We start from the raw sequence: 22,491 nt of genomic DNA on the forward strand, positions 1-22,491 counted from the left end.
TTGGATCAATACCAATGGCAGGCACCTCGCAGCTACATGCTCTCGCTCAAAGCTTACTTTTAATTGATGCCTGAGTTCTGCTACCGTTAAGGTCTGGGGTAGTGCCGGGTGTTTTTGACGGTACTACTTTAGGCGTTTAACATTGAATAAAAAATAGTGTTGTCCAACTTTTTTATGTTTTTCTTACTTTTGTTGAGTCGGCAAGTCTTGTTTAAGTAAGCATAAAAAGTAGCGTTTCAGCTAGATGTTACAGTTGCACAAAGAGGCCAGCATTAGCTGGCCTCTTATCCCCGAATTCCCTTCTCCAAAAAAACAAACCATTTAATTTAAATTGCGTAGTTCGATTTAAATTTCCAGTTATATTTTTGACTGTTGCTTGGTGTTTGCCTTTTCCTTGCCTTGCCTTTTCCTGAGTGCCTCTCTCGCATTTATCATTTTTGGAATAAAAATTTACTTTACCTTTAAATAGTTTAGGTTTAAAGTATATTTTATTATTTGCGTAATTCCTGAATTCCTCACTTTGACTAAAGTAACAGGAGGTGACATGGCTTTAACTGCACGAGCGATATCTGCGCATGTGGATACGTTTGCCTTTGATAATTTACCGCCACGTGAGCAATGGCCGGAGCTGGTGTTTTCATTGCCTGAGTTAATTTATCCAGAACGACTTAATTGTATTGCTGAAATTTTAGACAGGTCTTGTCTGAATGGTGATCGCGAAAAAGTGGCTATCCGCACGTATAGTGAAAGTTGGACTTACGCGCAATTGCAGGAAAAAGTGAACCGTATTGCCCATGTGCTGGTTGAAGACATGGGGATGGTCCCAGGTAATCGTGTGTTGTTACGGGGAACCAATACGCCTATGATGGCGGCGTCTTTTTTGGCGGTGATTAAGGCTGGCGGTATTGCCGTGCCAACGATGCCTTTGCTTAGGGCAAAAGAATTAAGTGTCATCGTTGAAAAGGCACAAGTCTCTCATGCACTATGCTCATATTCGTTGCACGAAGAGTTAGCGTCGACGGTGCGGGATCAGACGACGTTACAGCATGTTTTGTATTTCAATGGCGGCGATGATGCGCTCGAAATGCGGATGGCATCTAAGCCAATTGAGTTCGATGCGTTAGATACTGCGGCCGACGACGTTTGTCTTATCGGTTTTACATCAGGCACAACGGGCAAACCCAAAGGCACCATGCATTTTCATCGGGACGTGATGGCTATTTGTGATTGTTTTCCACGTTCCACTTTACAATCTCAAGCGGACGACGTTTTTATCGGCACACCGCCACTTGCATTTACGTTTGGTTTAGGTGGCTTGCTGTTATTTCCATTGCGGGTCGGGGCAACGGCCGTCTTACTCGAAAAGTTAACGCCCGAGTTATTGTTGAAGGCGATAGCCGATTTCAATGCGACGATCTGTTTTACCGCGCCGACGTTTTATCGTCAGATGACCGGGCTCGTCAATCAATTTGATCTACATAGTTTACGAAAAACGGTTTCTGCGGGTGAGGCGTTGCCAATTGTGACACGTGAGGCTTGGCTGCACGCAACCGGGCTCACGATGATTGATGGTATTGGTGCTACTGAGATGTTGCATATTTTTATTTCTGCCGCTGGTGACGAGGTGCGTCCCGGAGCGACGGGTAAGCCTATTCCTGGCTATCAGGCATGTATCTTGGATGACGATGGATGCGAGGTTGCTGCAGGTGTGGTTGGTAGATTGGCTGTCAAGGGTCCCACAGGTTGTCGTTATTTGGCCGATGAACGTCAAATGAAATATGTACTGAACGGTTGGAATTTGACTGGCGACGCTTATCAGATGGATGCCGACGGCTATTTCTGGTATTGCGCCCGCACCGATGACATGATTATTTCGGCGGGTTATAACATCGCAGGTCCGGAAGTTGAAGAGGCAATTTTATTGCACCCGTCAGTCGCTGAGTGTGCGGTGGTAGGCGTGCCGGACGAAGAGCGAGGACAAATTGTCAAAGCATTTGTCGTTGTCCGTACTGACGTGATTGCTAACGATGTTTTGATCAAAGAGATTCAGGATTTCGTCAAAAAATCAATCGCACCCTATAAATATCCGCGGGCAATTGAATTTAAAACGGCGCTACCACGTACTGAAACCGGGAAATTACAACGCTTTAAACTGCGTTCGATGTAACTTGGTAGAAGCGATGATGGGCTCGGGTCAAATTGCATCGCATTGCATTGCATCAATTTTAAAATTTTAGGATGGCATATGAATATTCTTTGCATCGGTGGGGGACCTGCCGGTTTGTATTTTGCATTGTTGATGAAGAAGCAAAATCCCGCGCATCATGTTACCGTCGTTGAGCGTAATCGTCCCTATGACACGTTTGGCTGGGGCGTGGTGTTTTCAGACCAAACTCTGGGTAATCTGGTCAAAGCAGATGAGGATACTGCGCGCTCGATTTTGCAGGCTTTTAATCACTGGGATGATATTGATACCCATTTTAAAGGGCAGGTCGTGACTTCTGGTGGACACGGATTTTGCGGTATCGGCAGAAAGCGTCTACTCAATATTTTGCAAGCGCGTTGCGAAGCTTTGGGGGTTAAGCTCGTGTTTGAAACGGATGTCCTCGATGATCAGACCTTAGCGGCAGAATACAACGCTGATATTGTGATTGCCTCAGATGGCCTCAATAGTCGTATCAGAACACGCTATGAATCCAGCTACCAGCCTGACATCGATACACGCAAATGTCGCTTTGTCTGGCTAGGTACGAAAAAATTATTTTCAGCATTTACCTTTGCATTCGAGGAAACAGAGCACGGCTGGTTTCAGGCACATGCTTATCAATATGACGGCGATACTGCGACCTTCATTGTTGAAACACCCGAAGAAGTCTGGTTGAAGGCAGGTATCGATAAAATGTCGCAAGAGGAAGCAATTGCCTTTTGCGAACGCGTGTTTGCAAAATACCTGGACGGTAATACCTTGATGGCAAATGCTGCGCATTTGCGCGGCTCGGCAAACTGGATTAAATTCCCACGTATTATTTGTAAAAATTGGGTGCATTGGAATACGATTCATCAAAAACGAGTTCCTGTTATTTTGATGGGCGATGCTGCTCATACAGCCCACTTTTCAATAGGCTCCGGGACCAAATTGGCGTTAGAAGATGCGATTGAGTTGAGTCAAAGTTTTGCCCGGTTCGGTAATAAAGGTATGGAGGCCGTACTTGACCACTACCAGCAATTGCGTTCCATCGAGGTATTGAAAATTCAAAGTGCCGCACGTAACTCGATGGAATGGTTTGAAAATGTATCGCGTTATACAGCACTGGAGGCACCACAGTTTGCGTATTCAATGTTAACGCGCAGCCAGCGACTGTCGCATGAGAATCTGCGTGTCAGAGATGCGGCTTATGTTCGCAGCTTTGAGCATTGGATCGCTGAGCAAGCGTATGCAAAAGCCGGGTTGCCAGTGCCAGTAAGTACGCAAGCTATTCCGCCGATGCTAACGCCTTTTAAATTACGTAATGTCGTTTTGAAAAATCGCATCGTGGTCTCACCGATGGCGCAATATTCTGCTGTTGATGGTGTAGCCGGTGATTATCATCTGGTGCATCTCGGTAGTCGCGCTATGGGCGGTGCAGGTTTAGTATTCGCAGAAATGACTTGTGTCTCTTCTGAGGCGAGGATTACGCCTGCTTGTCCTGGTTTATATAGCCACGAACAAATGATTGCATGGAAACGTATTGTCGATTTTGTGCACGCCAACACGGAGGCAAAAATAGCAGTGCAACTCGGGCATGCCGGGGCAAAAGGTTCGACACGGGTGGCCTGGGAAGGAATCGATCAACCACTAGATAGTGACAATTGGCCTTTGATTTCCGCTTCCGAACAACGCTATTTACCCAACGTGTCGCAACTGGCACGTGAAGCTACCCAGGTCGACATGGATAAAGTCTTGTGTGACTTTGTAGAAGCAACGCGGGCTGCAGACCAAGCTGGATTTGACTGGCTGGAATTACATTGTGCACATGGCTATTTCTTGTCTAGCTTTATTTCGCCACTCACCAATCAGCGGCAGGATGAATATGGTGGCTCTCTGGAAAATCGTTGTCGTTTTCCATTGCAAGTATTTGCTGCAATCAGAGCGGTATGGCCGGCAGAAAAACCGATTTCAGTGCGTATTTCGGCACATGACTGGGTGGAGGGTGGTATTACGCCTGATGATGCGATAGAGATTGCCCGCTTGTTTAAGAATGCTGGTGCAGATTTAATCGACTGTTCGTCGGGACAAGTTAGTAAAGCTGAAAAGCCAGTGTTTGGACGTATGTTTCAGACGCCATTTGCGGATCGTATTCGCAATGAAGTTCAAATTCCAACGTTGGCCGTTGGAGCCATCTTCGAAGCAGATCATGCAAATAGCATTATTGCCGCCGGACGTGCCGATTTATGTGCGATTGCGCGACCGCATCTGGCAGATCCTGCATGGACTTTGCATGAAGCGGCTAAACTGGGCGTCACAGATATCGCTTGGCCTAAGCAGTATGTGGCAGGCAAATTCCAGTTAGAACGTAATCTGGAGCGTGAACGTCAAATTGCTGCTGCCAGTGCGGGACTTACACCGCAACAGATTGCTGCAAAATTATTAGAAGGCTGAGGTTGGATATGTTGCTGCAAAACCAAAAACATGCGCTCGTTACGGGCGGTGGGAAGGGGATCGGCTATGCGATTGCGCAAGCTTTGCTGGCGCAGGGTATTAAGGTAACGATTGCTGGTCGCAATGAAAAGGCGTTGCGTGACGCTGTGAAAATACTTTCGAGTTTGCATCAAGATATCGATAGATTAGATCAAGCGCAGATCGCTTATGTTACTTTGGATGTTGCCGATGCAGAATCGGTAAATCGTGGCTTCCAACAAGCAGTTACGCAATTAGGACCCATTGATATTCTGGTCAACAACGCTGGGCAAGCGCATTCATCACCCTTTTTGAAATCCAATGCCGAACAATGGCAACAGATGTTGAACATCAATGTGATGGGAATTGTCCATTGCACGCAGCAAGCTCTGCCAATGATGTTGGAGGCCGGTTGGGGGCGGATTGTCAATGTGGCGAGCACTGCAGGGATGGTAGGTTATCCGTACGTTAGCGCTTATTGTGCTGCTAAACACGCAGTCATCGGGTTGACGCGTTCGTTAGCATTAGAAATGGCGACAAAAGGAATTACGGTCAACGCGGTTTGTCCAGGCTATACCGAAACGGACATAGTTAAAGACGCCGTCACCAACATTATGGCAAAAACTGGACGTACTGAAGAACAGGCACGGGCAGCATTAGCGTCAGGTAACCCACAGCAACGGCTGGTGCAGCCGGATGAAGTCGCCAATGCAGTTGCCTGGTTATGTCAGGCGAATGCCAATGCCATTACCGGACAATCCATTGCCGTGGCTGGCGGTGAGGTGATGCCATGAGGAGAGACGTGGATCAAGATTTAAACGGTGACGACGTGGGCAACGCTACCGATATGGAAACGCGCCTGACAGGAGAGCATCATGATTCATTGCGTCTGTGGTTGCGCATGTTGTCATGCACGGTAATGGTGGAAGCAGAAATTCGTTCGCGATTACGCAATGAATTTGGCATCACCTTGCCGCGCTTTGATTTGATGGCTCAGTTGGAACGTTACCCAGATGGACTGCGCATGGGCGAATTGTCAAAACGTATGATGGTCACCGGTGGCAATATTACTGGCATTACGGATCAATTAGAGCAGGAGAATCTGGTCATGCGCGTACCGGACCCGAAAGACCGTCGCGCTTATAGCGTCAAACTCACGACGAGTGGACGTGTTGCTTTTAAACGCATGGCGGCAGTACATGAAGGTTGGATTGCAGAATTATTTGCAGGGTTGCCTGGTGTTCAGAAAACCGCGTTGTCCGCATTGTTAGCACAGGTGAAAAATCACTTGAACGTATCAAAAAATAAGTCAGAACAGGAATAAACCATGAAATATCTTCCGGGACAAACCCACCAATTGCCAGGTAGTCGCCATTATTTAGCTGATTATGAAGCGAAGCATTTTTACTTCGAAGTTGCGGAATCAGTTGCTACCATTATTCTGAACCGTCCGGAGCGTAAAAATCCACTGACATTTGATTCTTATGCTGAATTGCGCGATCTGTTTCGGGCACTCTCTTATGCGGATGATGTAAAAGCCATTTTGATCTCTGGTGCTGGTGATAATTTTTGCTCCGGTGGTGATGTCCATGAAATTATCGGACCACTCACTAAACTGGATATGCCAGGCTTACTTAGTTTTACCCGTATGACGGGTGATCTGGTGAAAGCCATGCGTGCATGTCCACAGCCCATTATTGCCGCTGTGGATGGCGTTTGTGCAGGTGCTGGCGCGATTCTGGCTTTGTCGTCGGATATTCGCTTTGGTACCGTACGTAGTAAGACAGCGTTTTTATTTACCCGCGTTGGTTTGGCTGGGTGCGATATGGGGGCATGTTCGATATTGCCGCGTTTGATAGGGCAGGGTAGAGCATCAGATTTGCTGTATTCCGGTCGTTCGATGTCTGGAGAAGAAGGTGAGCGTTGGGGCTTTTTTAATCGCCTGAGTTCGCCCGATGATGTGTTATCCGATGCGAAGCAATATGCGAAAAATCTCGCCGAAGGCCCAACTTTTGCGCATGCTATGACAAAAAAAATGCTGCAACAAGAATGGAATATGGGTGTTGATGAAGCGATCGAAGCAGAAGCACAGGCACAAGCAATTTGCATGATGACCAATGATTTTCACCGCGCCTACCACGCATTTGTTGCAAAACAAAAGCCGGTATTTCAAGGAGACTGAGGATGAGTAACATACTTTCAGATCGTAGTTATCTGGACTGGCCCTTTTTTGATCAACATCATCGTGACCTGCAGCAGCAGTTAGATAGGTGGGCAGCATCAACGATTTCAGATGCACATGGACACGATGTCGATCAGGCTTGCCGCGACCTGGTGAAGCAATTAGGTACTGCTGGATGGTTGAAACATGCGATCGGTGGGAAGGCTTATGGTGCAGTTGCAGATGTCATCGATACACGCGCCTTGTGTTTGCTGCGAGAAACATTGGCACGTCATTCAGGCTTGGCAGATTTTGCGTTTGCAATGCAGGGTTTGGGATCAGGGGCGATTAGTTTATTTGGAAGTGATGCGCAGAAACAGATTTATTTGAATGCAGTTGCCCGTGGCGAGAAAATTGCCGCATTTGCATTGTCGGAACCAGATGCTGGTTCTGACGTGGCAGCGATGCAGTGTAGCGCCGTGTTGGATGGCAATGAGTACATCTTGAATGGTGAGAAAACCTGGATCTCTAATGGCGGTATCGCCGACTTTTACGTCGTCTTCGCGCGCACTGGTGAAGCACCTGGCGCACGTGGTATCTCAGCATTTATTGTTGATGCAGATACCTTGGGATTTGAAATTGCCGAACGTATTAATGTGATTGCACCGCATCCTTTAGCGCGTTTGAAATTCAATCAGTGCCGCATTCCGGTTACGCAGCGAATTGGCGAGTCGGGGCAGGGTTTTAAAGTTGCAATGGCGACGTTAGACGTATTCCGCACATCCGTTGCAGCCGCTGCTTTGGGCTTTGCAAGACGTGCTTTAGACGAAGCCTTGCATAGAGCGACCAGTCGCAAAATGTTTAACCAGACGTTGGCAGATTTTCAATTGACGCAAGCGAAGTTTGCGCACATGGCGACGGCAATCGATAGCTCCGCTTTGTTGATTTATCGTGCCGCATGGCAACGTGATCAAGGTAAAAAGGTCACTAAAGAAGCGGCGATGGCAAAACTCACTGCAACCGAAACTGCACAGCAGGTCATCGATTCTGCCTTGCAAATGTTTGGTGGACTTGGCGTCGTTTGTGACGTGCCCGTGGAACGCTTGTATCGTGAGATTCGCGCTTTACGTATCTATGAGGGCGCCAGCGAAGTACAACAATTAATTATTGGCAGAGAATTGCTCAAAGAATTTGCTGCGAACAGAGTAGAGGAGTAAAAAATGATACATATACTTCAACCTGAAGGCTGGGCCAGACCGCGTGGATATTCCAATGGCATGGTGGCGAGCGGTCGTACTGTTTGTGTCAGCGGCATGATAGGTTGGGATGCACAGGGCCAATTCCATACTGACGATTTTGCCGGGCAGGTACGCCAGGCTTTGCTCAATATCGTCGAAGTGCTGGCCGAAGCCGATGCACAACCTGAGCACATTGTTCGAATGACTTGGTATGTTACCGATAAAAAAGAATATGTCGGTGCCTACAAAGAAATTGGCAATGCTTATCGTGAGATTATCGGTAAGCATTATCCGACGATGACAGCGGTTCAAGTCGCCGCATTGATTGAAGATCGTGCCAAAGTGGAAATCGAAGTGACTGCCATTGTCCCAGAGTAATTTGTCTCCGCAAGCGAAACCACAATAGGAATGTTGCTCTAACGAGATAATGATGGATATTTAGTAAAGCAGCCGTAAAAAATGTCCGAAAAAAACGGAAAAAACAACCGAAAAAAAACAACCAAAAAAAACAACCAAAAAACGCCACATTAAAGTCTAAAACGATGCTAAATCAATGCAAATTGGCTAATCAAATTATCAAGTTGATAGGTGATGATATTGAACTTTTTCTCAAGGAATTGTTGTTGGTATGGTCAATAATGCTCGAGATTTACGTCTACAGAGTTTAGGCGCGACCGTGAAACTGAAGAATATAGTGGTATCAGACCTTGCGTGTCCTTAAGGACTATGAAGTTGCGGCGACAAACTTGGCGCTTCGCGTATACTATTAGTGTTTCAGAACATATTCGAGGGTGCAGGTTGTGCTGTCTCGTACGAGATTGCTCTTGTGAGGTTGGGTACAAATAGATGGTTGTTGTCAGAATTTCCATAAAATGTCAGGATAGACATGGCCTGGGGATATGTAGACTAGATTAAGTTGATAAAAGTATTACCGTTCTAAAAATTTAAAGAAAATAATATTCAGGAGAATTAGATGGCTAAGGCAGTATTTAGTTGGGAAGACCCTTTGTTATTGTCCTCGCAGTTAACGGACGAAGAGCGCATGGTGCAAGATGCTGCACGCGCGTACAGTGAAGAGAGACTCGCGCCACGAGTGCTGGAAGCTTTCCGCCACGAAAAAACTGACCCTGCCATCTTCAGAGAAATGGGCGAACTCGGTTTGCTCGGTTCTATGATTCCGACCGAATACGGCGGTGCCGGCCTTAATTATGTATGCTATGGTCTTGTCGCACGCGAAGTAGAGCGTATCGATTCGGGCTATCGCTCTATGATGAGCGTACAAAGTTCGTTAGTGATGGTGCCTATTAATGAATTCGGTAGCGAAGCGCAAAAGCAAAAATATTTGCCTAAACTGGCGACCGGTGAATGGATAGGCTGCTTTGGTCTGACTGAGCCAAATCATGGCTCCGATCCTGGTAGCATGGTGACCCGCGCTAAAACAGTTCCAGGTGGTTACTCATTGTCCGGCGCTAAAATGTGGATCACCAATAGCCCTATCGCTGACGTTTTTGTGGTCTGGGCGAAAACTGACGACGGACGTATCCGCGGTTTTATTCTGGAAAAAGGCTGGAAAGGCTTATCCGCACCAGCAATCCACGGTAAAGTGGGCTTACGTGCTTCTATCACTGGCGAAATCGTGATGGATGAAGTGTTTGTACCAGAAGAAAACCTGATGCCACACGTAGAAGGCTTGAAAGGCCCGTTCACTTGCCTCAATTCGGCACGTTACGGTATCGCATGGGGCGCATTGGGCGCGGCGGAGTTCTGCTGGCATACGGCACGTCAATACACCATGGATCGTCAACAATTTGGTCGTCCTTTAGCGGCTAATCAATTGATCCAGAAAAAGCTTGCCGACATGCAAACTGAAATCACGCTGGCGCTGCAAGGCTGTCTGCGTTTAGGTCGCATGAAGGATGAAGGTACTGCCGCTGTCGAAATTACGTCGATCATGAAACGTAATTCTTGCGGTAAATCGTTGGATATCGCCCGCATGGCGCGCGATATGCTCGGTGGTAATGGTATCTCCGATGAGTTCGGCATTGCCCGTCATCTGGTGAATCTGGAAGTCGTGAACACCTATGAAGGTACGCATGACATCCACGCGCTGATACTTGGTCGTGCGCAAACAGGCATCGCTGCATTCTAAAATTTCTGCTTCATTGTGAGTGAAACAAAAAAGGCAATTACTAAGCAGGTAATTGCCTTATTTATTGCCTTACTTTTATGCTTGTAAAGACTTAGCCAGCCTGATTGGCGCTAGCACGATTGTCCTTTACTAGTCGCATCGGTGACGCAAATAGCGCAAATATAACGATCAACATCAACATAGCTCCACAAACAAAGAATAACTGTGTCAGTTGCAGACTACGCATCATCCAACCAGATAGTGCGGCCGATATCGGCCCTATACCCATGAAGATAAACATAAACATACTCATTGCTCGGCCCAGCAGGGCAGGTGGCACCTGCGTTTGTATCCAGGTGAACACCGCGACATGCAGATAACCACCAAGACTGGCTATCGTCAATAATATCAACACTGCTTGCCAGCTAGATTGCACCAAACCCAAAGGCATAAACAAAAGTGCAATGATGAAATCAATCAATAACATGGTGCCACCCAGCGTGCCAAAACGCAGATTGGGTTTGATGCCAGAAACTGCCATACCTAACAGTGTTCCTGCACCGTGAGCACCCGCCAATAAACCAAAGGTGCCAGCGCTGTTGTTAAGCTTGGTCGCAAGCAGAGGCATCGCAATTTGCATCGGTCCCATAATAAAAAAGGCGATGGCTGACCAATACATGAAGCAAGTACGTAACTCTTTTTGTTGCCAGCAAAATTGCAAACCTGTGAACACATTCTTTAAGATACTCACAGCGTCAGATTTATTGTGCGCATCGTCTCTGGTCATCACTTTGTTTAGGGTCCAGGCTGAAATCGCGTAACTGGCGCAATCCAATAAAAACGCCGCACTGAGCCCAGTTGAGTCTTTAATTCCGGCATTCTCTGATTGCCCACATATCGCAATCAATATACCTGCCATGACGGGACCTAAAAACATACTGACCTGGCGTATGCTCAGCGTAATGCTGTTGGCTATTTGAAGCTGCGACAGAGCGACCACGCGCGGGAGCATCGATGTTCCAGCCGGTATGCTAAATGCTGTAGAGATGCCCAGGCTGAGCGCCAAAGCGTACACCATCCATAGACTCAAATGGCCAGAGAAAACTAAACCTGCAAGTGTGGCGAGCAATACGGTATTGATGTACTTGGTGATCATCATGACGCGTTTAGGCGAATATTGATCAACGATGGCGCCACCGATAAAAATAAACAATGCACGAGGCACACCTAACATTGCCAGCACGATTCCTAAGATGAAGGTGTCGCCAGTCATTTTTAACACCAACCATGGCAGAGCGACCATAGTGAACTGATCGCCCAACATGGAAATCGTACTCCCGCCGATCAGCCAGCGAAAATTTTTATCACTAAATAGAGTTGCTTTCGCCGTTGTCGTTGTCGTTGCAGTTGCTTTTGCTTCTTTTTTTATTTGTGGCTGCATGATTTTTCCTTTAATTCGATTGTTGTCTGATTTCTGCTTCCAAATAAACCAGGCCTTGTCTGGCATAAGTCATCAGTTCCTGGGTTATGCTCCCACCCAACAAGACCCCACTTTCTTTGGCATGAATTTCTCTCACTTTCGCAATGGTTGCCATGTCACCACCCCACGCGTCTAAAAATAGGCTGCGCCATTTTCTTAATACCGTGAGAGTTTGCGTAGAGGTAGCGGGTATGCCAGCTTGTATGAGTTCACGCACTTCTGAAAAAATTAAATCCCACTCCAAAGAGTGCTTTAGCATTGAACTCCGGAAGCAACGCAATTCGTGCTCACTCAGATATTTTCTGTAAATGCTATAACGCACTTCAATACTGGCTTGTGTAATGAAATCCATCAATTCGTTGTCGACGCCAGTCAGGGTTTGTAGCGAAGGCTCATTTCTGTGCATATTGGTGATAATAGTGAGATAGCGTGGAATTGATGGCATGGTCTCATTCATCGTTGTAACCCACCGCACCGCCAGACCTTTCGCCTTCGCATCATCCGGGCGTACTCCAGCCTGCAATAATTTTTGGGCTTCTTTGATCAATTCTTGCATGCGCAAATCCGCAGAGACACTCCCATTTTTATGGTGCCTTAGTTTATGCAGGTCTTCCCGCGTAAAATATTTATCGGCGATACTCATCATTTCCATTACGCCTAACCAGTAATCAAGTTGTGGTTCCTGGTTGGTATGAAGTAATTCCTGAAGATGTTGAAGATGGCCACGTAAAGCAATGCTGCTGGCAATTTGTTGTTCCAGCATAGCCAACTGTTCAGAGACAACATTCTCCAGCTCGACTTGATCTTGCTCTACCAGTGTGGCAATCTCAGCCAGGGACAAATTCAGGCGGCGTAAAGCCTGTATTCTATGCAGGCGAGTAATATCGTCACGGTTGTACAGGCGGTAATCGGACTCAGAGCGTTCTGTCGGGCGTAGTAGCCCGATTTTGTCGTAGTGGTGCAGAATGCGTACGGTCAAGCCGGTACGTTTTGCAAGTTCACCAATTTTTAATAACATGGCACGTCTCCATTGATTTTGAAAGACTATAAAGCCTGACACCGTGTTATGGTCAAGCACATTTTTAGGTGAATCCTGATTAAGCTGCAGTGCTCGCGACCTGTGATCTGAGAGTAAAGAAAATATGCATCCCGATAAAGTTGACCGCCAGCGTCTTAAAAAGTTAACTGACTTACCTAATATTGGTAAAGCCGGTGTAGAGGATTTCAGGGTGCTGGGTATTCATACGCCAGCTGAACTAGTTGGCCGTTGTCCGTACGAAATGTTCGATAAATTGTGCCTGCTGACTGGCAAGCGGCACGATCCGTGTGTGATCGATGTATTCATGTCCGTAACGCGGTTCATGAATGGCGAACCTGCGCGTGTCTGGTGGGCGTACACGGAAGAACGCAAACAGACATTGGCAGTGAGAAAAGCTGATGGCTAATGAAAGATCTGCTGACGTGCAGAGCGTATGAGGAACGGTGGTGGGAGGATAGCCGGACGGAATGCGTGAAGCTTAAATTCCATCCGGTTTGATTGGTTTCGGGAAGCTTAATGCTTGATTTCTGTTGGAGCCACGGTGCCTTCGGCTAACGTTTTAGCAACGAATAACTGCGTGCAATCAACCTGGTCAAAGCCGTAATGTTTTCCGCAGAAATCGCAATTAATATCAAGTCTGCCGATCTCGGCTATCGCTGATTCTACTTCTGCCTGACCTAACATTTTGAGCATATCGCCGACTTTTTCACGCGTGCAGCTACAATGAAAAACCGGGTGTAAAGGATCAAACACGCGTAAGGTTTGCTCCCAAAACAGGCGATGCATCAGTGTTGCTATGTCGGTGTTTAACAGTTCTTCGTGTTTCAGGGTGTCGCCGAGCATGACAGCGTGGCTCCACATGTCTTCGCCATCTTCACCATCTTCACCAACTTTGGTATGCGTGCCGGATCCGCCGATGTCTGGCAGTTTTTGCAATAACATACCGCGTGTTACTTTTTCATTGGCGGCAAGCCACAATTTGGTGTCCAGCTGTTCCGAACGCAACATGTAGTTTTCAATCACCGTCGCAACATTGTCACCATCGAGTGGAACTATGCCCTGGTATGCCTGTTGACCGGGCATTTTGTCATTAGGATCAAGGGTGATCACAAAGCGTCCTTGTCCATGGGCATGGACCAATTCTTTCAAGGTTTCGTGATCTTCGATAACTGCATCGTCGGCTAATTTGGCGGTTGCTCTGATGCGCAGATCAGCATCGCACTCAACGACCATCAACTTGACCGGACCGTCGCCATGAATTTGCATAATCATGGTGCCATTGAATTTTAAATTGGCTGACAATAAGGCAGAGGCTGCCATCAGTTCACCCAAAATGGTTTGCACGGCTTTTGGGTAGACTTTATGAGACAACATCTGTTGCCATGAAGATTCCAGTTCAACCAGCTCGCCACGGACGCCAGCGTTTTCGAACATGAATTTTTGTAAGGTGTCAGTCATTTTCTACTTTTTTCTAAAACGGGTATGTCTTTTTGAATACTCAATCACTTCTTCAATCATGCAGATCGCTGGATTAATCGATGCGTTTGAGTTCTGTTTTGTACAATTGACCACGCATGGCGTAGTTGTCGGTATTCCGGTGCATACCACGAATATCTTGCTCGTTCAGTTCGCGCACTGCCTTGGCGGGTGAGCCTATGATTAGTGAATTGTCAGGGAATTCTTTCCCTTCTGTCACCAATGCACCAGCGCCTACCAGGCAATTTTTACCGATTTTTGCACCATTTAAAATCACGGCTTGTATGCCTATTAATGAGCCTTCACCAATGGTGCAGCCATGCAACATCGCCTGATGGCCGATGGTGACGTTTTTACCGACAACTAAGGGATAGCCGGGATCAGTGTGTAAAATGCAGCCTTCTTGCACATTGCTATTTTCACTGATCGTAATTAATTCATTGTCTCCGCGGATGGTGGCATCAAACCAAATGCTGGCTTTGGCTTCGATTTTGACTTTGCCTATAATTTTGGCGGTATCCGTAATGTAGGCTGAGGCATCGATGTCAGGGGTAATATCGCCTAATTGGTAGATGGGCATAATTTTTCCGTAAGATAGAGGCTAATAGGTTGGGCGCAACAATGAGTCTAGTAGCGTTAATAAGCAGTAAAAACTGTAAAGTTAGTACATTGCCGCAAATATGTTGATTTTTTTATAAAAATTAAGCATTGCCGATGGGTGTTAACTTACTATTTTAACGCTGCATGGGCGCTAGCGTTGGATTAATCAAAAAATGAGTATTTGGAAAACGGATTTTTAATGGAATTACGGGCTGCAGCTTTGCAAGCTTTACTTGCTACGGACACACAAACGAAATGTGAGATTTTTGCTGCCATTGCTGGCAATGGCAATCTTGATTGTGAACGGAAATTTGACACGCCAGTGGGTATACCGGGACGCCCAGAAAAACCAGAATTAATTGCACCAGGTAAAGTTGGACGCCGCTCCATGGTGACCGTGGAGGGGCGTGCCATTTTGATTCATGCGTTGGCACATATAGAAATGAATGCAATTAACCTGGCGGCGGATATTTTATGGCGTTTTTCTGGCATGCCAGAGAAGTTTTATCGTGATTGGCTAAAGGTGGCAAAAGAAGAGGCCTATCACTTTCAGTTACTCGAAGCTCATTTGCATACCTTGGGCTATCGCTATGGATCTTTCCCGGCGCACAATAGTTTGTGGGAAATGGCAGAAAAAACCAGTGGTGATTTGTTGGCACGGCTGGCGCTGGTGCCGCGTACTTTAGAAGCACGCGGCTTAGATGTGACACCTGGCTTGGCAGCAAAATTAGCGCAGGCCGGTGACCAGACTGGAGCGGATATTCTGGGAATTATTTACCGAGATGAAATTGGTCATGTGGCGATTGGCAACGAATGGTACAAGCAACTCTGCGATTCACAAGGAATGGAAACAATTGCAACCTACTCGCGGCTGGCGGAGCAATACACAGCGCCACGATTGCGTGGGCCATTCAATGTCGTCGCACGTAAGGCGGCGGGGTTTAGTGATGCTGAATTGCAAGCTCTGGAGGGGTGAATACGCATCGTTCATCGCAAAAAAATGGCTCTGAAGCCGGCACTTCAGAGCCTTACTCTACTTAAACTAAACTTACATATATGCTCATTCTTCTTGCTGAATTCTTGCTGAATTCTCGCTGCATGTCAGAAGAACTTCAGAATTGAAATCACTAATTTGAAATCACTAATTTGAAATCACTAATCCGATTTTAGTCGCCTGCCTTAATACTGCCTATCCCTTGCACTGCCTTACTCACAGTTTTAGGATGTCCATAATAGGTCAAACTGCCTATGCCTTGCAAAGAGGCACTTAATTTGTCAATAGCAGTGACGCTGATTGATCCCACGCCTTCGCCTTTCACTTCAACGTCGTTCGCAGTGACATCTTTCATGTCGATAGAGCCAACTCCTTGCGAACGAATCACCAGATGCTTAATTTTGCCATTGGCGGTAAGGCTACCAGCACCTTCATAGGATAGTTCAAAATCATCCGCATTGAGGTTGTTTATTTTGCTTGATCCAGCGCCTTGGAATTTAAATTTTTTCAGTTCTTGGACGGTGATGACGATTTCATCGGAATTTCCGAGTTTAATACCGCCTTTTTCTTTATCAGTAATGTTAAGTTCATTTCCATTAACGACAGTTGTCAATCTCGCGATGAACTTGCTATCGCCCTTCAGAGTAATCGATTGCGTTTTACCAACTTCAACCGTTATTTTGCAGGCGCTTTGAGTGCTAATGCTATTAAATGCAGCAACGGTGCGGGTTTGGTCGTCGGCTATTGCCGTGTTGCTAAAAATGCATAGGCTGATGCTCAATATTGGTAGGGTCAGGCTAGGGCGCATGTGTTTCTCCTTAATGTTAATTATCGAGGGAAGCCGTTCTGTTGGGATCAAACTCGACCGGTTTGATGTGCACTTCCTCAGGGTGAGGCGAGTATGAGGTAAGGCGGGAATACGCGCTATGAACTTACGACGAATTGCTAAATCCGCAGCTTGAAGTGAGGATTTAGCAGGATTTACGGTCGCTGTCGCTGTCGATTAGCGTCGAAGGTTCTGTATGTCGTTCGAACAGCAGCATATCCATCCAAGTGCCATTGCGCAACACTGCCGCTTTGGCATGGCCATATTGTGTAAAGCCGCACTTTCGAGCAACGGCGATGGAAGGCCGGTTGTTAATAATGATAATCGCTTCAATTCGGCATAGTTTAAGCTGGTTAAAAGCGTGGTCAATGACTGCATTGACTGCTGATGTCGCATAGCCTTTGCCACCATGTTTGCTGCTGAAAAGGTATCCCAATGATGCCTTGAAATACTGTTCGCGCTCAATCCCTCGTAGCGTGATACGACCGATAATTTCATCTCCTAACCATGCCAGATAATGAAACTCGCGCTGCGCTTGTGCTGCCCATTGTGCTTGTTCCAGGCTACTTCGAACGGTATCGATAGAATAGAAAGCATCACCGCGACTGGCTATCCATTGTTCAAAATGCGTGCGATTCTCGATTTCAAAAGCCAGTAGAGGTGCGGCCTGACTTGGCAGGGCAGGGCCGATAAGCAATTGTTTTTCTAAGATCGAGGGCATGTGTGCAATTGAGTTCAATTGAGTTTGAGTGTGTTCAGATGACTTTTAGTCAATTTACAGAGAATTTTTGATCTTAGTTTGAAAGTTAATTTGAAACAATTTATTTTTGTGAGCGCGACTACTCATGAAATGTTAATTGACGCCGATAAGGATAGTAATAACATTGCTTTAGTGCATCTGGTTCAGTTTTTAACTTCATGTAAAAATTGCAATTTTGTACTCCAATAAAGGCTACTTCTCCACCGAATTTGCAGCTTATACGTAGCCATTTATCCAAGTGTATTTAAATCTGATGAGGATAACTATGCGTTCGCGTAACTGGCCTTGGCTACGTTTTTATCTGGCTTTTTTGGTTTGCTTTTATCCCGTGCTTTGTGGAGCGCAGGCACTTAACCCGGGACATGATCCCGGACGTAGCGTCTTGATGACAGGTTTCGCTGTTAATCATCCAGCACAACTCACTGATATTGATGATATCGCCTTGGGGTTTCCTCGTGAGCTTGCACGAAGGTTGGAGCAAGGTCAACAATTTACCGTCAGGACGACGCCAGAATTGTTGTCTTATGATTGGAAATTAAGTCCGGCGACGCCAAAAATGTTGGCGCAGGTCGCTGCAACTTATGATGCGCGTTACGTGATTTCCGGCGATGTCCGTAATGCCGGTATTCATACCGTGCCGACCGTATTTGGTTTATGGGAGAAAAAAGTCCGGGCGATCGATATAGAAATTTGTGTTTATGACGCCAAAATGGGGAGTCTGATAGAACGATTTAAATTCTCTGGCAGTGTGACGGGGGATGTGATTGTCGGAAAAGATCGAAGTTTTGATAGTGAAGGTTTTCGGGCGACGCCCTTCGGAAAAACTATCGATGACCTGCTTGAACAGTCAGCCGATGCAATCAGAGCAAGACTGATTGCGCGGCCTTAATGGTGTCTGATCAGATCAAAATGTTTATGTCGATTCTGATGATTTTGCGATCTGTTGACTAGCAATATCAAGTTCTCTCAGCCTTAACAATCGGCGTTGGATTTTGCCGGTGGTGGTCATCGGGAGTGCGTCAATAAATTCAATTTCTTTTGGGTATTCGTAGGGTGCTAATTGTCCTTTGACATGTGTCTGTAATTCTTTGATCAAGGTATCCTTTGGTTTATAGCCAGGACTCAGAACGATGTAGGCTTTGATCAGGTTGCCGCGTTCTTTGTCTGGTTTCGGAACGATGGCAGCATTGGCTACTGCGGGATGCTGAATCAGACAATTTTCAATTTCTGAAGGACCAATACGATAACCAGCGGATTTGAACATATCATCGGCGCGCCCTTGATACCATAAATAGCCATCTTCATCTGCCGTTGCCAAATCGCCGGTTCTGCACCATTCACCCGTATATTTGGTGCGCGTCGCTGAATTGTTTTTCCAGTAGCCCAGAAAGAAGACCGGATCAGGATGGCCGTGAATATCATTGCGGTTGACAGCGATTTCGCCAACCTTACCAATTGTCACTTCTTCTCCCGCATCGTTGATCACGGCAACCCTATGCCCTGGATATGGGCGTCCCATGCTGCCCGGACGAGCTGGCCAACGTTGGTTGCTATTGCCAACGACGTAATTCATTTCAGTTTGTCCGAACATTTCATTTGGGATGACACCCAAGGCGTCTTTGCACCAGTTGAACACCGTTTCACCAACAGATTCACCTGCACTCATAATGGCGCGTAATTTGAGCCTGTATATCTGGCGCGGTTCCGGGAACGCTTTCATCATCATTTTTAAAGCGGTTGGGAATAAAAATGTATTGGTGATTTTGTATTTTTGCAGTAGGTAAAAGGCGGTTTCTGCACTAAAGCGTCCTTGATAAGCGACGATCGGCTTGCCGAAGTATAACGTTGGTAATAAGGCATCCATTAGCCCGCCAGTCCATGCCCAATCTGCGGGCGACCAGAATACATCCTTTTCTTCGGGGAACCAGTTTTGCGAAGCGACAAAACCGGTAAGATTACCCAAGATGGCTGAGTGTGGAATCAATGCGCCCTTGGGATCGCCCGTGGTACCGCTCGTGTAGATGAGAATCGCAGGGTCAGTAGCGCGGGTTTTTTCCCGTTTGAAATCTTTTGCCATTTCGCCGACATAGGCTTGCCAGTCAAGTGCAGCAAAGTTCCTGGGTACTTTATAGCAATCAACGCCAATGACGGTTTTAATGTTTGGGCAATCGTCCGCGATCTGCACATACGGTTCAACACCTGATTGATCAAGTATTAGTGTGGTTGCATCGCTATGCAGCAGACGATAACGCAATGCGTCCGGGCCAAATAAACACGACAAAGGCATCACGATGGCGCCCATTTGCAGGCAAGCTATCACAGTGATGGCCATTTCAGGTCTTTGTGGCAAGATGCAAGCCACCACATCGCCGCGTTGGACGCCTTGTTGGCGTAGTAAATTGGAGAGTTGATTTGCTTGTAGGTAGAGCTCGCGGTAGCTTAATTTACTGCAGTTTCCATGACTATCTTCGTACAAAATCGCAAGCCGATTTTTTTCGTCTGACCAACGTCGACAGCACACATCGGCAATGTTGAAGCGCTCAGGGACATTCCATCGAAATTCATTAAATAAAGTGTGGTACTGATCTTGTATTACTTGGTTTGATGTTGATTTGTGCAACTTCATCCGGTCTCCGTTATAATTATCGAACGGTCGTTCTATTGTTGTTGTTTGAAGCAAAATAGGCTGATGACATGCTCGTAATACCTGCTGCTATTGTTGCTCACTTAGTTTGCGCATAAATGATGCTCTCGAATGTTGCCGCGAATGTTGCAGAATTATGCAGCAAAGTAAGATTCCTGCATTTCTTTTTGCGCTGAATATCGGTCTATCCTACTGCATATTGCTACCGGCGCGTGGCCTCTCATGTGGTTTTCTGAAGAAAATTGTAATTTGTTATGACATCCTCACACCCAGCTGTTTCTTTTGCCTCTCGTTCCGAATTCATCACGATTCGTGGCTTGCAATATCACGTACGTCATTGGGGTAACGATGATGCGCCGGTGATTTTTATGTTGCACGGCTGGATGGATGTGTCAGCATCTTTTCAGTTTGTTGTGGATCATTTGCAGCAAGACTGGCACGTCATTGCGCCGGATCTGCGTGGTTTTGGGCTGACTGAAACACCTGGAACGGATACGTATTGGTTTCCTGATTATTTGGGGGATCTGGACGCATTGTTGGATCACTATGTGCCGCAGGGACAGGTCAATTTGCTTGGGCATAGCATGGGGGCGAACGTGGTCGGGCTGTATGCGGGAGTCCGGTCAGAACGGATTCGCAGGCTGGTGAATCTGGAGGGCTTCGGGATGCCAACAACAACCCCAGAGCAAGCCCCGGGGCGCTACCGCAAATGGCTGGACGAGTTACGTCAACAGCCCTTACTGCGCACGTATGCCTCGCAGGCAGAGGTGGCTGCTCGATTGCAAAAGACCAATCCGCGACTAACCAATGAACGGGCGGCCTTCTTGTCTGGATATTGGGCGCGCGAAAATGCGGAAGGACGTTGGGAAATTTTAGGCGATCCGGCCCATAAGCAAACCAGTCCCTTGCTATTTCATGTTGAAGAAGTGATGGCATGTTGGCAGCAAATTACGGCTCCAGTGCTATGGATGCAAGCCGATGATACGAACGTCTGGCATTGGATGGGGCCAAAAGAGAAGGCGCAAAAAGAAATCGATCGTCGACTCGCGCATATTCCCAATCTACAAAAAGAGATGATCATGGATGCTGGCCATATGTTGCACCATGATCAACCGGCCTTGCTGGCGCAGTTAATCGAGACTTTTTTGTTAAAATAATTTACAAATTGAGCGTTATTTTCACTGTAGGCTTTAAACTCTCTCCCATTGTCGAATTCTGAGCGGTGATTTGTTGCATCAGAAATAGGCGATATTTTCTCAGCGTAAAAATTAAAAGGAAATGGTTTGTCAGCGCAGAGCCCACAAAAAAGTTTGAGTGCCGGTAGCCTGATTGGGACGTCAAGCAATGACGACGTGCCGCAACAGTTTCAACGGTGTCTTGTCATGGCTGGTGGTGGTTTTCGCTTTGGTTATTACCTGGGAATCTATGCGGCGTGTCAGGAACTGGGGAAAACACCAGACGTGATCGTGGCAAGCTGCGGCGCAACGATCGCTGGAACGATCATTCACCATTTGCCGGACAATCAACAGCGTTTGGCATGGCTGACCTCACCACAAATGCACGCATTCTGGCGCGGACTACAGGCGAATCCTCAAAAAAGTTTACTCAAGGCAATCGGTGGCGTCGCAAAACGGGCTTTGTTTGCGAACGACGTGAAGCGTATTCCCGATTTGTTTCAGGATTATTTGTTTGAGATTCCCGCTGTGTTGCCACTACCTGAAAATACAAATTACGAGGGCGCACCTGACCTGGCAATTGTTGCGGGTCGTTTGCTGTTTTCAAGGTCTGAAGTCGGACAGTTGCGTGGCACACGCAAACTGTATGCTGAGACCATTTTTTCTTCTGAGCGTGTAGCGAGTTTGCTGAATGGGATGTCCTCGCCACTTGCCGGAAGTGAATGGAAGCATAGTGCAGTCGCTCCTGATCTGGTATTTGAGACGACAACGCTCGTCACCGATGCCGTACGCGCATCGATTGCTGACATGTATTATTTTCGCTGCCATCAAATTGGCGAACATCATTACCTGGGTGGTGTTTTGGATTTGTTCCCGATTGAAATCGCCCGAAAACTAGGTCGGGAGGTGATGATGGAACGCAAGGGCTTGTACAGCAAATTGATCGATTTGCCTGCATTACGGCTCGTACTCGGTATCGATGGAAATCAGCGCTTACATCGAGTCTTTCAGCAGCAAGCTGATTACTGGGTTGATACTGCTGATATGGAGCAAGCCCTAGTGAAGCACCAAATTAGCAAGCAGCTATTCTGGCTACGCAATCGTCTGGCGTTGAAAATACCTGAACGCCATGAAGATTTTGTTGAAATGATCAATTTGCAATGGCAGTATGGTTATCAAAAAACAATTGCCGCCCTGGCAGTAGACGTGAAAATTTAAATTTTTCATCGATTCATCGGTTTCTAATGAAGTCGCAGCTTCTGCGTTACACTTACGGTCTTGTGCCTTTAAGCGCCAGGTGCCAGGTATTTCTG

Annotated in this window: 20 protein-coding genes; 13 read left to right on the top strand and 7 right to left on the bottom strand. The window is 46.8% G+C overall.

The genetic code is table 11. The features are described 5' to 3' along the window. Positions 1–544 precede the first annotated feature (544 nt). From ACO0K1_RS06360 to ACO0K1_RS06395, 8 genes are all read left to right on the top strand, one after another. The gene (locus tag ACO0K1_RS06360; RefSeq protein ID WP_423023860.1) at positions 545–2,167 is read left to right on the top strand and encodes a benzoate-CoA ligase family protein; all 1,623 of its coding nucleotides are present in this window, start codon (positions 545–547) and stop codon (positions 2,165–2,167) included. A 78-nt stretch (positions 2,168–2,245) separates the two neighbouring features. Continuing rightward, the gene (locus ACO0K1_RS06365; RefSeq protein ID WP_423023862.1) at positions 2,246–4,639 is read left to right on the top strand and encodes a bifunctional salicylyl-CoA 5-hydroxylase/oxidoreductase; all 2,394 of its coding nucleotides are present in this window, start codon (positions 2,246–2,248) and stop codon (positions 4,637–4,639) included. 8 nt (positions 4,640–4,647) lie between these two features. After that, entirely contained in the window at positions 4,648–5,451 is an 804-nt protein-coding gene (locus tag ACO0K1_RS06370) for an SDR family NAD(P)-dependent oxidoreductase (RefSeq protein ID WP_423023864.1), read from the top strand. After that, complete coding sequence (locus ACO0K1_RS06375) at positions 5,448–5,981, top strand: MarR family winged helix-turn-helix transcriptional regulator (protein ID WP_423023866.1); 534 nt, start codon at positions 5,448–5,450, stop codon at positions 5,979–5,981. Before ACO0K1_RS06370 ends, ACO0K1_RS06375 begins: the two co-directional genes overlap by 4 nt. Positions 5,982–5,984: 3 nt before the next feature. Beyond that, positions 5,985–6,839, top strand: a complete 855-nt coding sequence (locus tag ACO0K1_RS06380; protein ID WP_423023868.1) for an enoyl-CoA hydratase family protein — start codon at positions 5,985–5,987, stop codon at positions 6,837–6,839. Between the two features lie 2 nt (positions 6,840–6,841). Continuing rightward, entirely contained in the window at positions 6,842–8,035 is a 1,194-nt protein-coding gene (locus ACO0K1_RS06385; RefSeq protein ID WP_423023870.1) for an acyl-CoA dehydrogenase family protein, read from the top strand. A 3-nt stretch (positions 8,036–8,038) separates the two neighbouring features. Then, entirely contained in the window at positions 8,039–8,434 is a 396-nt protein-coding gene (locus tag ACO0K1_RS06390; protein ID WP_423023872.1) for a RidA family protein, read from the top strand. A gap of 595 nt (positions 8,435–9,029) precedes the next feature. Continuing rightward, a complete protein-coding gene (locus ACO0K1_RS06395; protein WP_423023874.1) occupies positions 9,030–10,205 on the top strand; it encodes an acyl-CoA dehydrogenase in 1,176 nt (391 codons plus the stop codon). Positions 10,206–10,296: 91 nt separating this feature from the next. Here ACO0K1_RS06395 and ACO0K1_RS06400 read toward each other — a convergent pair whose 3' ends face one another. Together ACO0K1_RS06400 and ACO0K1_RS06405 are read right to left on the bottom strand one after the other, a co-directional pair. Beyond that, the gene (locus tag ACO0K1_RS06400) at positions 10,297–11,625 is read right to left on the bottom strand and encodes an MFS transporter (RefSeq protein ID WP_423023878.1); all 1,329 of its coding nucleotides are present in this window, start codon (positions 11,623–11,625) and stop codon (positions 10,297–10,299) included. A 10-nt stretch (positions 11,626–11,635) separates the two neighbouring features. Continuing rightward, a complete protein-coding gene (locus ACO0K1_RS06405; protein WP_423023880.1) occupies positions 11,636–12,682 on the bottom strand; it encodes a MerR family transcriptional regulator in 1,047 nt (348 codons plus the stop codon). A gap of 124 nt (positions 12,683–12,806) precedes the next feature. Here ACO0K1_RS06405 and ACO0K1_RS06410 point away from each other — a divergent pair, with 124 nt between their 5' ends. Further along, positions 12,807–13,109: a helix-hairpin-helix domain-containing protein gene (locus ACO0K1_RS06410; protein ID WP_423023882.1), complete on the top strand. Its 303-nt coding sequence runs from the start codon at positions 12,807–12,809 to the stop codon at positions 13,107–13,109. A 107-nt stretch (positions 13,110–13,216) separates the two neighbouring features. Here ACO0K1_RS06410 and hslO read toward each other — a convergent pair whose 3' ends face one another. Together hslO and ACO0K1_RS06420 are read right to left on the bottom strand one after the other, a co-directional pair. Beyond that, positions 13,217–14,161: an Hsp33 family molecular chaperone HslO gene (gene hslO / locus ACO0K1_RS06415; protein ID WP_423023884.1), complete on the bottom strand. Its 945-nt coding sequence runs from the start codon at positions 14,159–14,161 to the stop codon at positions 13,217–13,219. 73 nt (positions 14,162–14,234) lie between these two features. Continuing rightward, a complete protein-coding gene (locus ACO0K1_RS06420; RefSeq protein WP_423023886.1) occupies positions 14,235–14,759 on the bottom strand; it encodes a gamma carbonic anhydrase family protein in 525 nt (174 codons plus the stop codon). Between the two features lie 219 nt (positions 14,760–14,978). On the opposite strand from ACO0K1_RS06420, the gene ACO0K1_RS06425 reads away from it, so the two are divergent. Then, the gene (locus ACO0K1_RS06425; RefSeq protein ID WP_423023888.1) at positions 14,979–15,755 is read left to right on the top strand and encodes a ferritin-like domain-containing protein; all 777 of its coding nucleotides are present in this window, start codon (positions 14,979–14,981) and stop codon (positions 15,753–15,755) included. Positions 15,756–15,945: 190 nt separating this feature from the next. On the opposite strand, the gene ACO0K1_RS06430 is transcribed toward ACO0K1_RS06425, so the two are convergent. Then, positions 15,946–16,581 carry a GIN domain-containing protein gene (locus ACO0K1_RS06430; RefSeq protein WP_423023890.1) on the bottom strand — a complete coding sequence of 212 codons (636 nt, stop codon included), beginning with the start codon at positions 16,579–16,581 and terminating at the stop codon, positions 15,946–15,948. Between the two features lie 163 nt (positions 16,582–16,744). Further along, positions 16,745–17,320: a GNAT family N-acetyltransferase gene (locus tag ACO0K1_RS06435; protein ID WP_423023892.1), complete on the bottom strand. Its 576-nt coding sequence runs from the start codon at positions 17,318–17,320 to the stop codon at positions 16,745–16,747. A gap of 304 nt (positions 17,321–17,624) precedes the next feature. On the opposite strand from ACO0K1_RS06435, the gene ACO0K1_RS06440 reads away from it, so the two are divergent. Continuing rightward, complete coding sequence (locus ACO0K1_RS06440; protein ID WP_423023894.1) at positions 17,625–18,248, top strand: flagella assembly protein FlgT middle domain-containing protein; 624 nt, start codon at positions 17,625–17,627, stop codon at positions 18,246–18,248. A gap of 24 nt (positions 18,249–18,272) precedes the next feature. Here ACO0K1_RS06440 and ACO0K1_RS06445 read toward each other — a convergent pair whose 3' ends face one another. Further along, the gene (locus ACO0K1_RS06445) at positions 18,273–19,952 is read right to left on the bottom strand and encodes an acyl-CoA synthetase (protein WP_423024084.1); all 1,680 of its coding nucleotides are present in this window, start codon (positions 19,950–19,952) and stop codon (positions 18,273–18,275) included. Between the two features lie 305 nt (positions 19,953–20,257). Between ACO0K1_RS06445 and ACO0K1_RS06450 the strand changes: the two genes are divergently transcribed. Both ACO0K1_RS06450 and ACO0K1_RS06455 read left to right on the top strand, forming a co-directional pair. Beyond that, entirely contained in the window at positions 20,258–21,160 is a 903-nt protein-coding gene (locus ACO0K1_RS06450; protein WP_423023896.1) for an alpha/beta fold hydrolase, read from the top strand. Positions 21,161–21,286: 126 nt separating this feature from the next. Continuing rightward, positions 21,287–22,396, top strand: coding sequence for a patatin-like phospholipase family protein (locus ACO0K1_RS06455; RefSeq protein WP_423023898.1), 1,110 nt, complete (start codon positions 21,287–21,289; stop codon positions 22,394–22,396). Positions 22,397–22,491: the final 95 nt, after the last annotated feature.

It is taken from the genome of Undibacterium sp. SXout20W (assembly GCF_049340285.1).
In the GTDB taxonomy this organism is placed as follows: Bacteria; Pseudomonadota; Gammaproteobacteria; order Burkholderiales; family Burkholderiaceae_D; genus Undibacterium.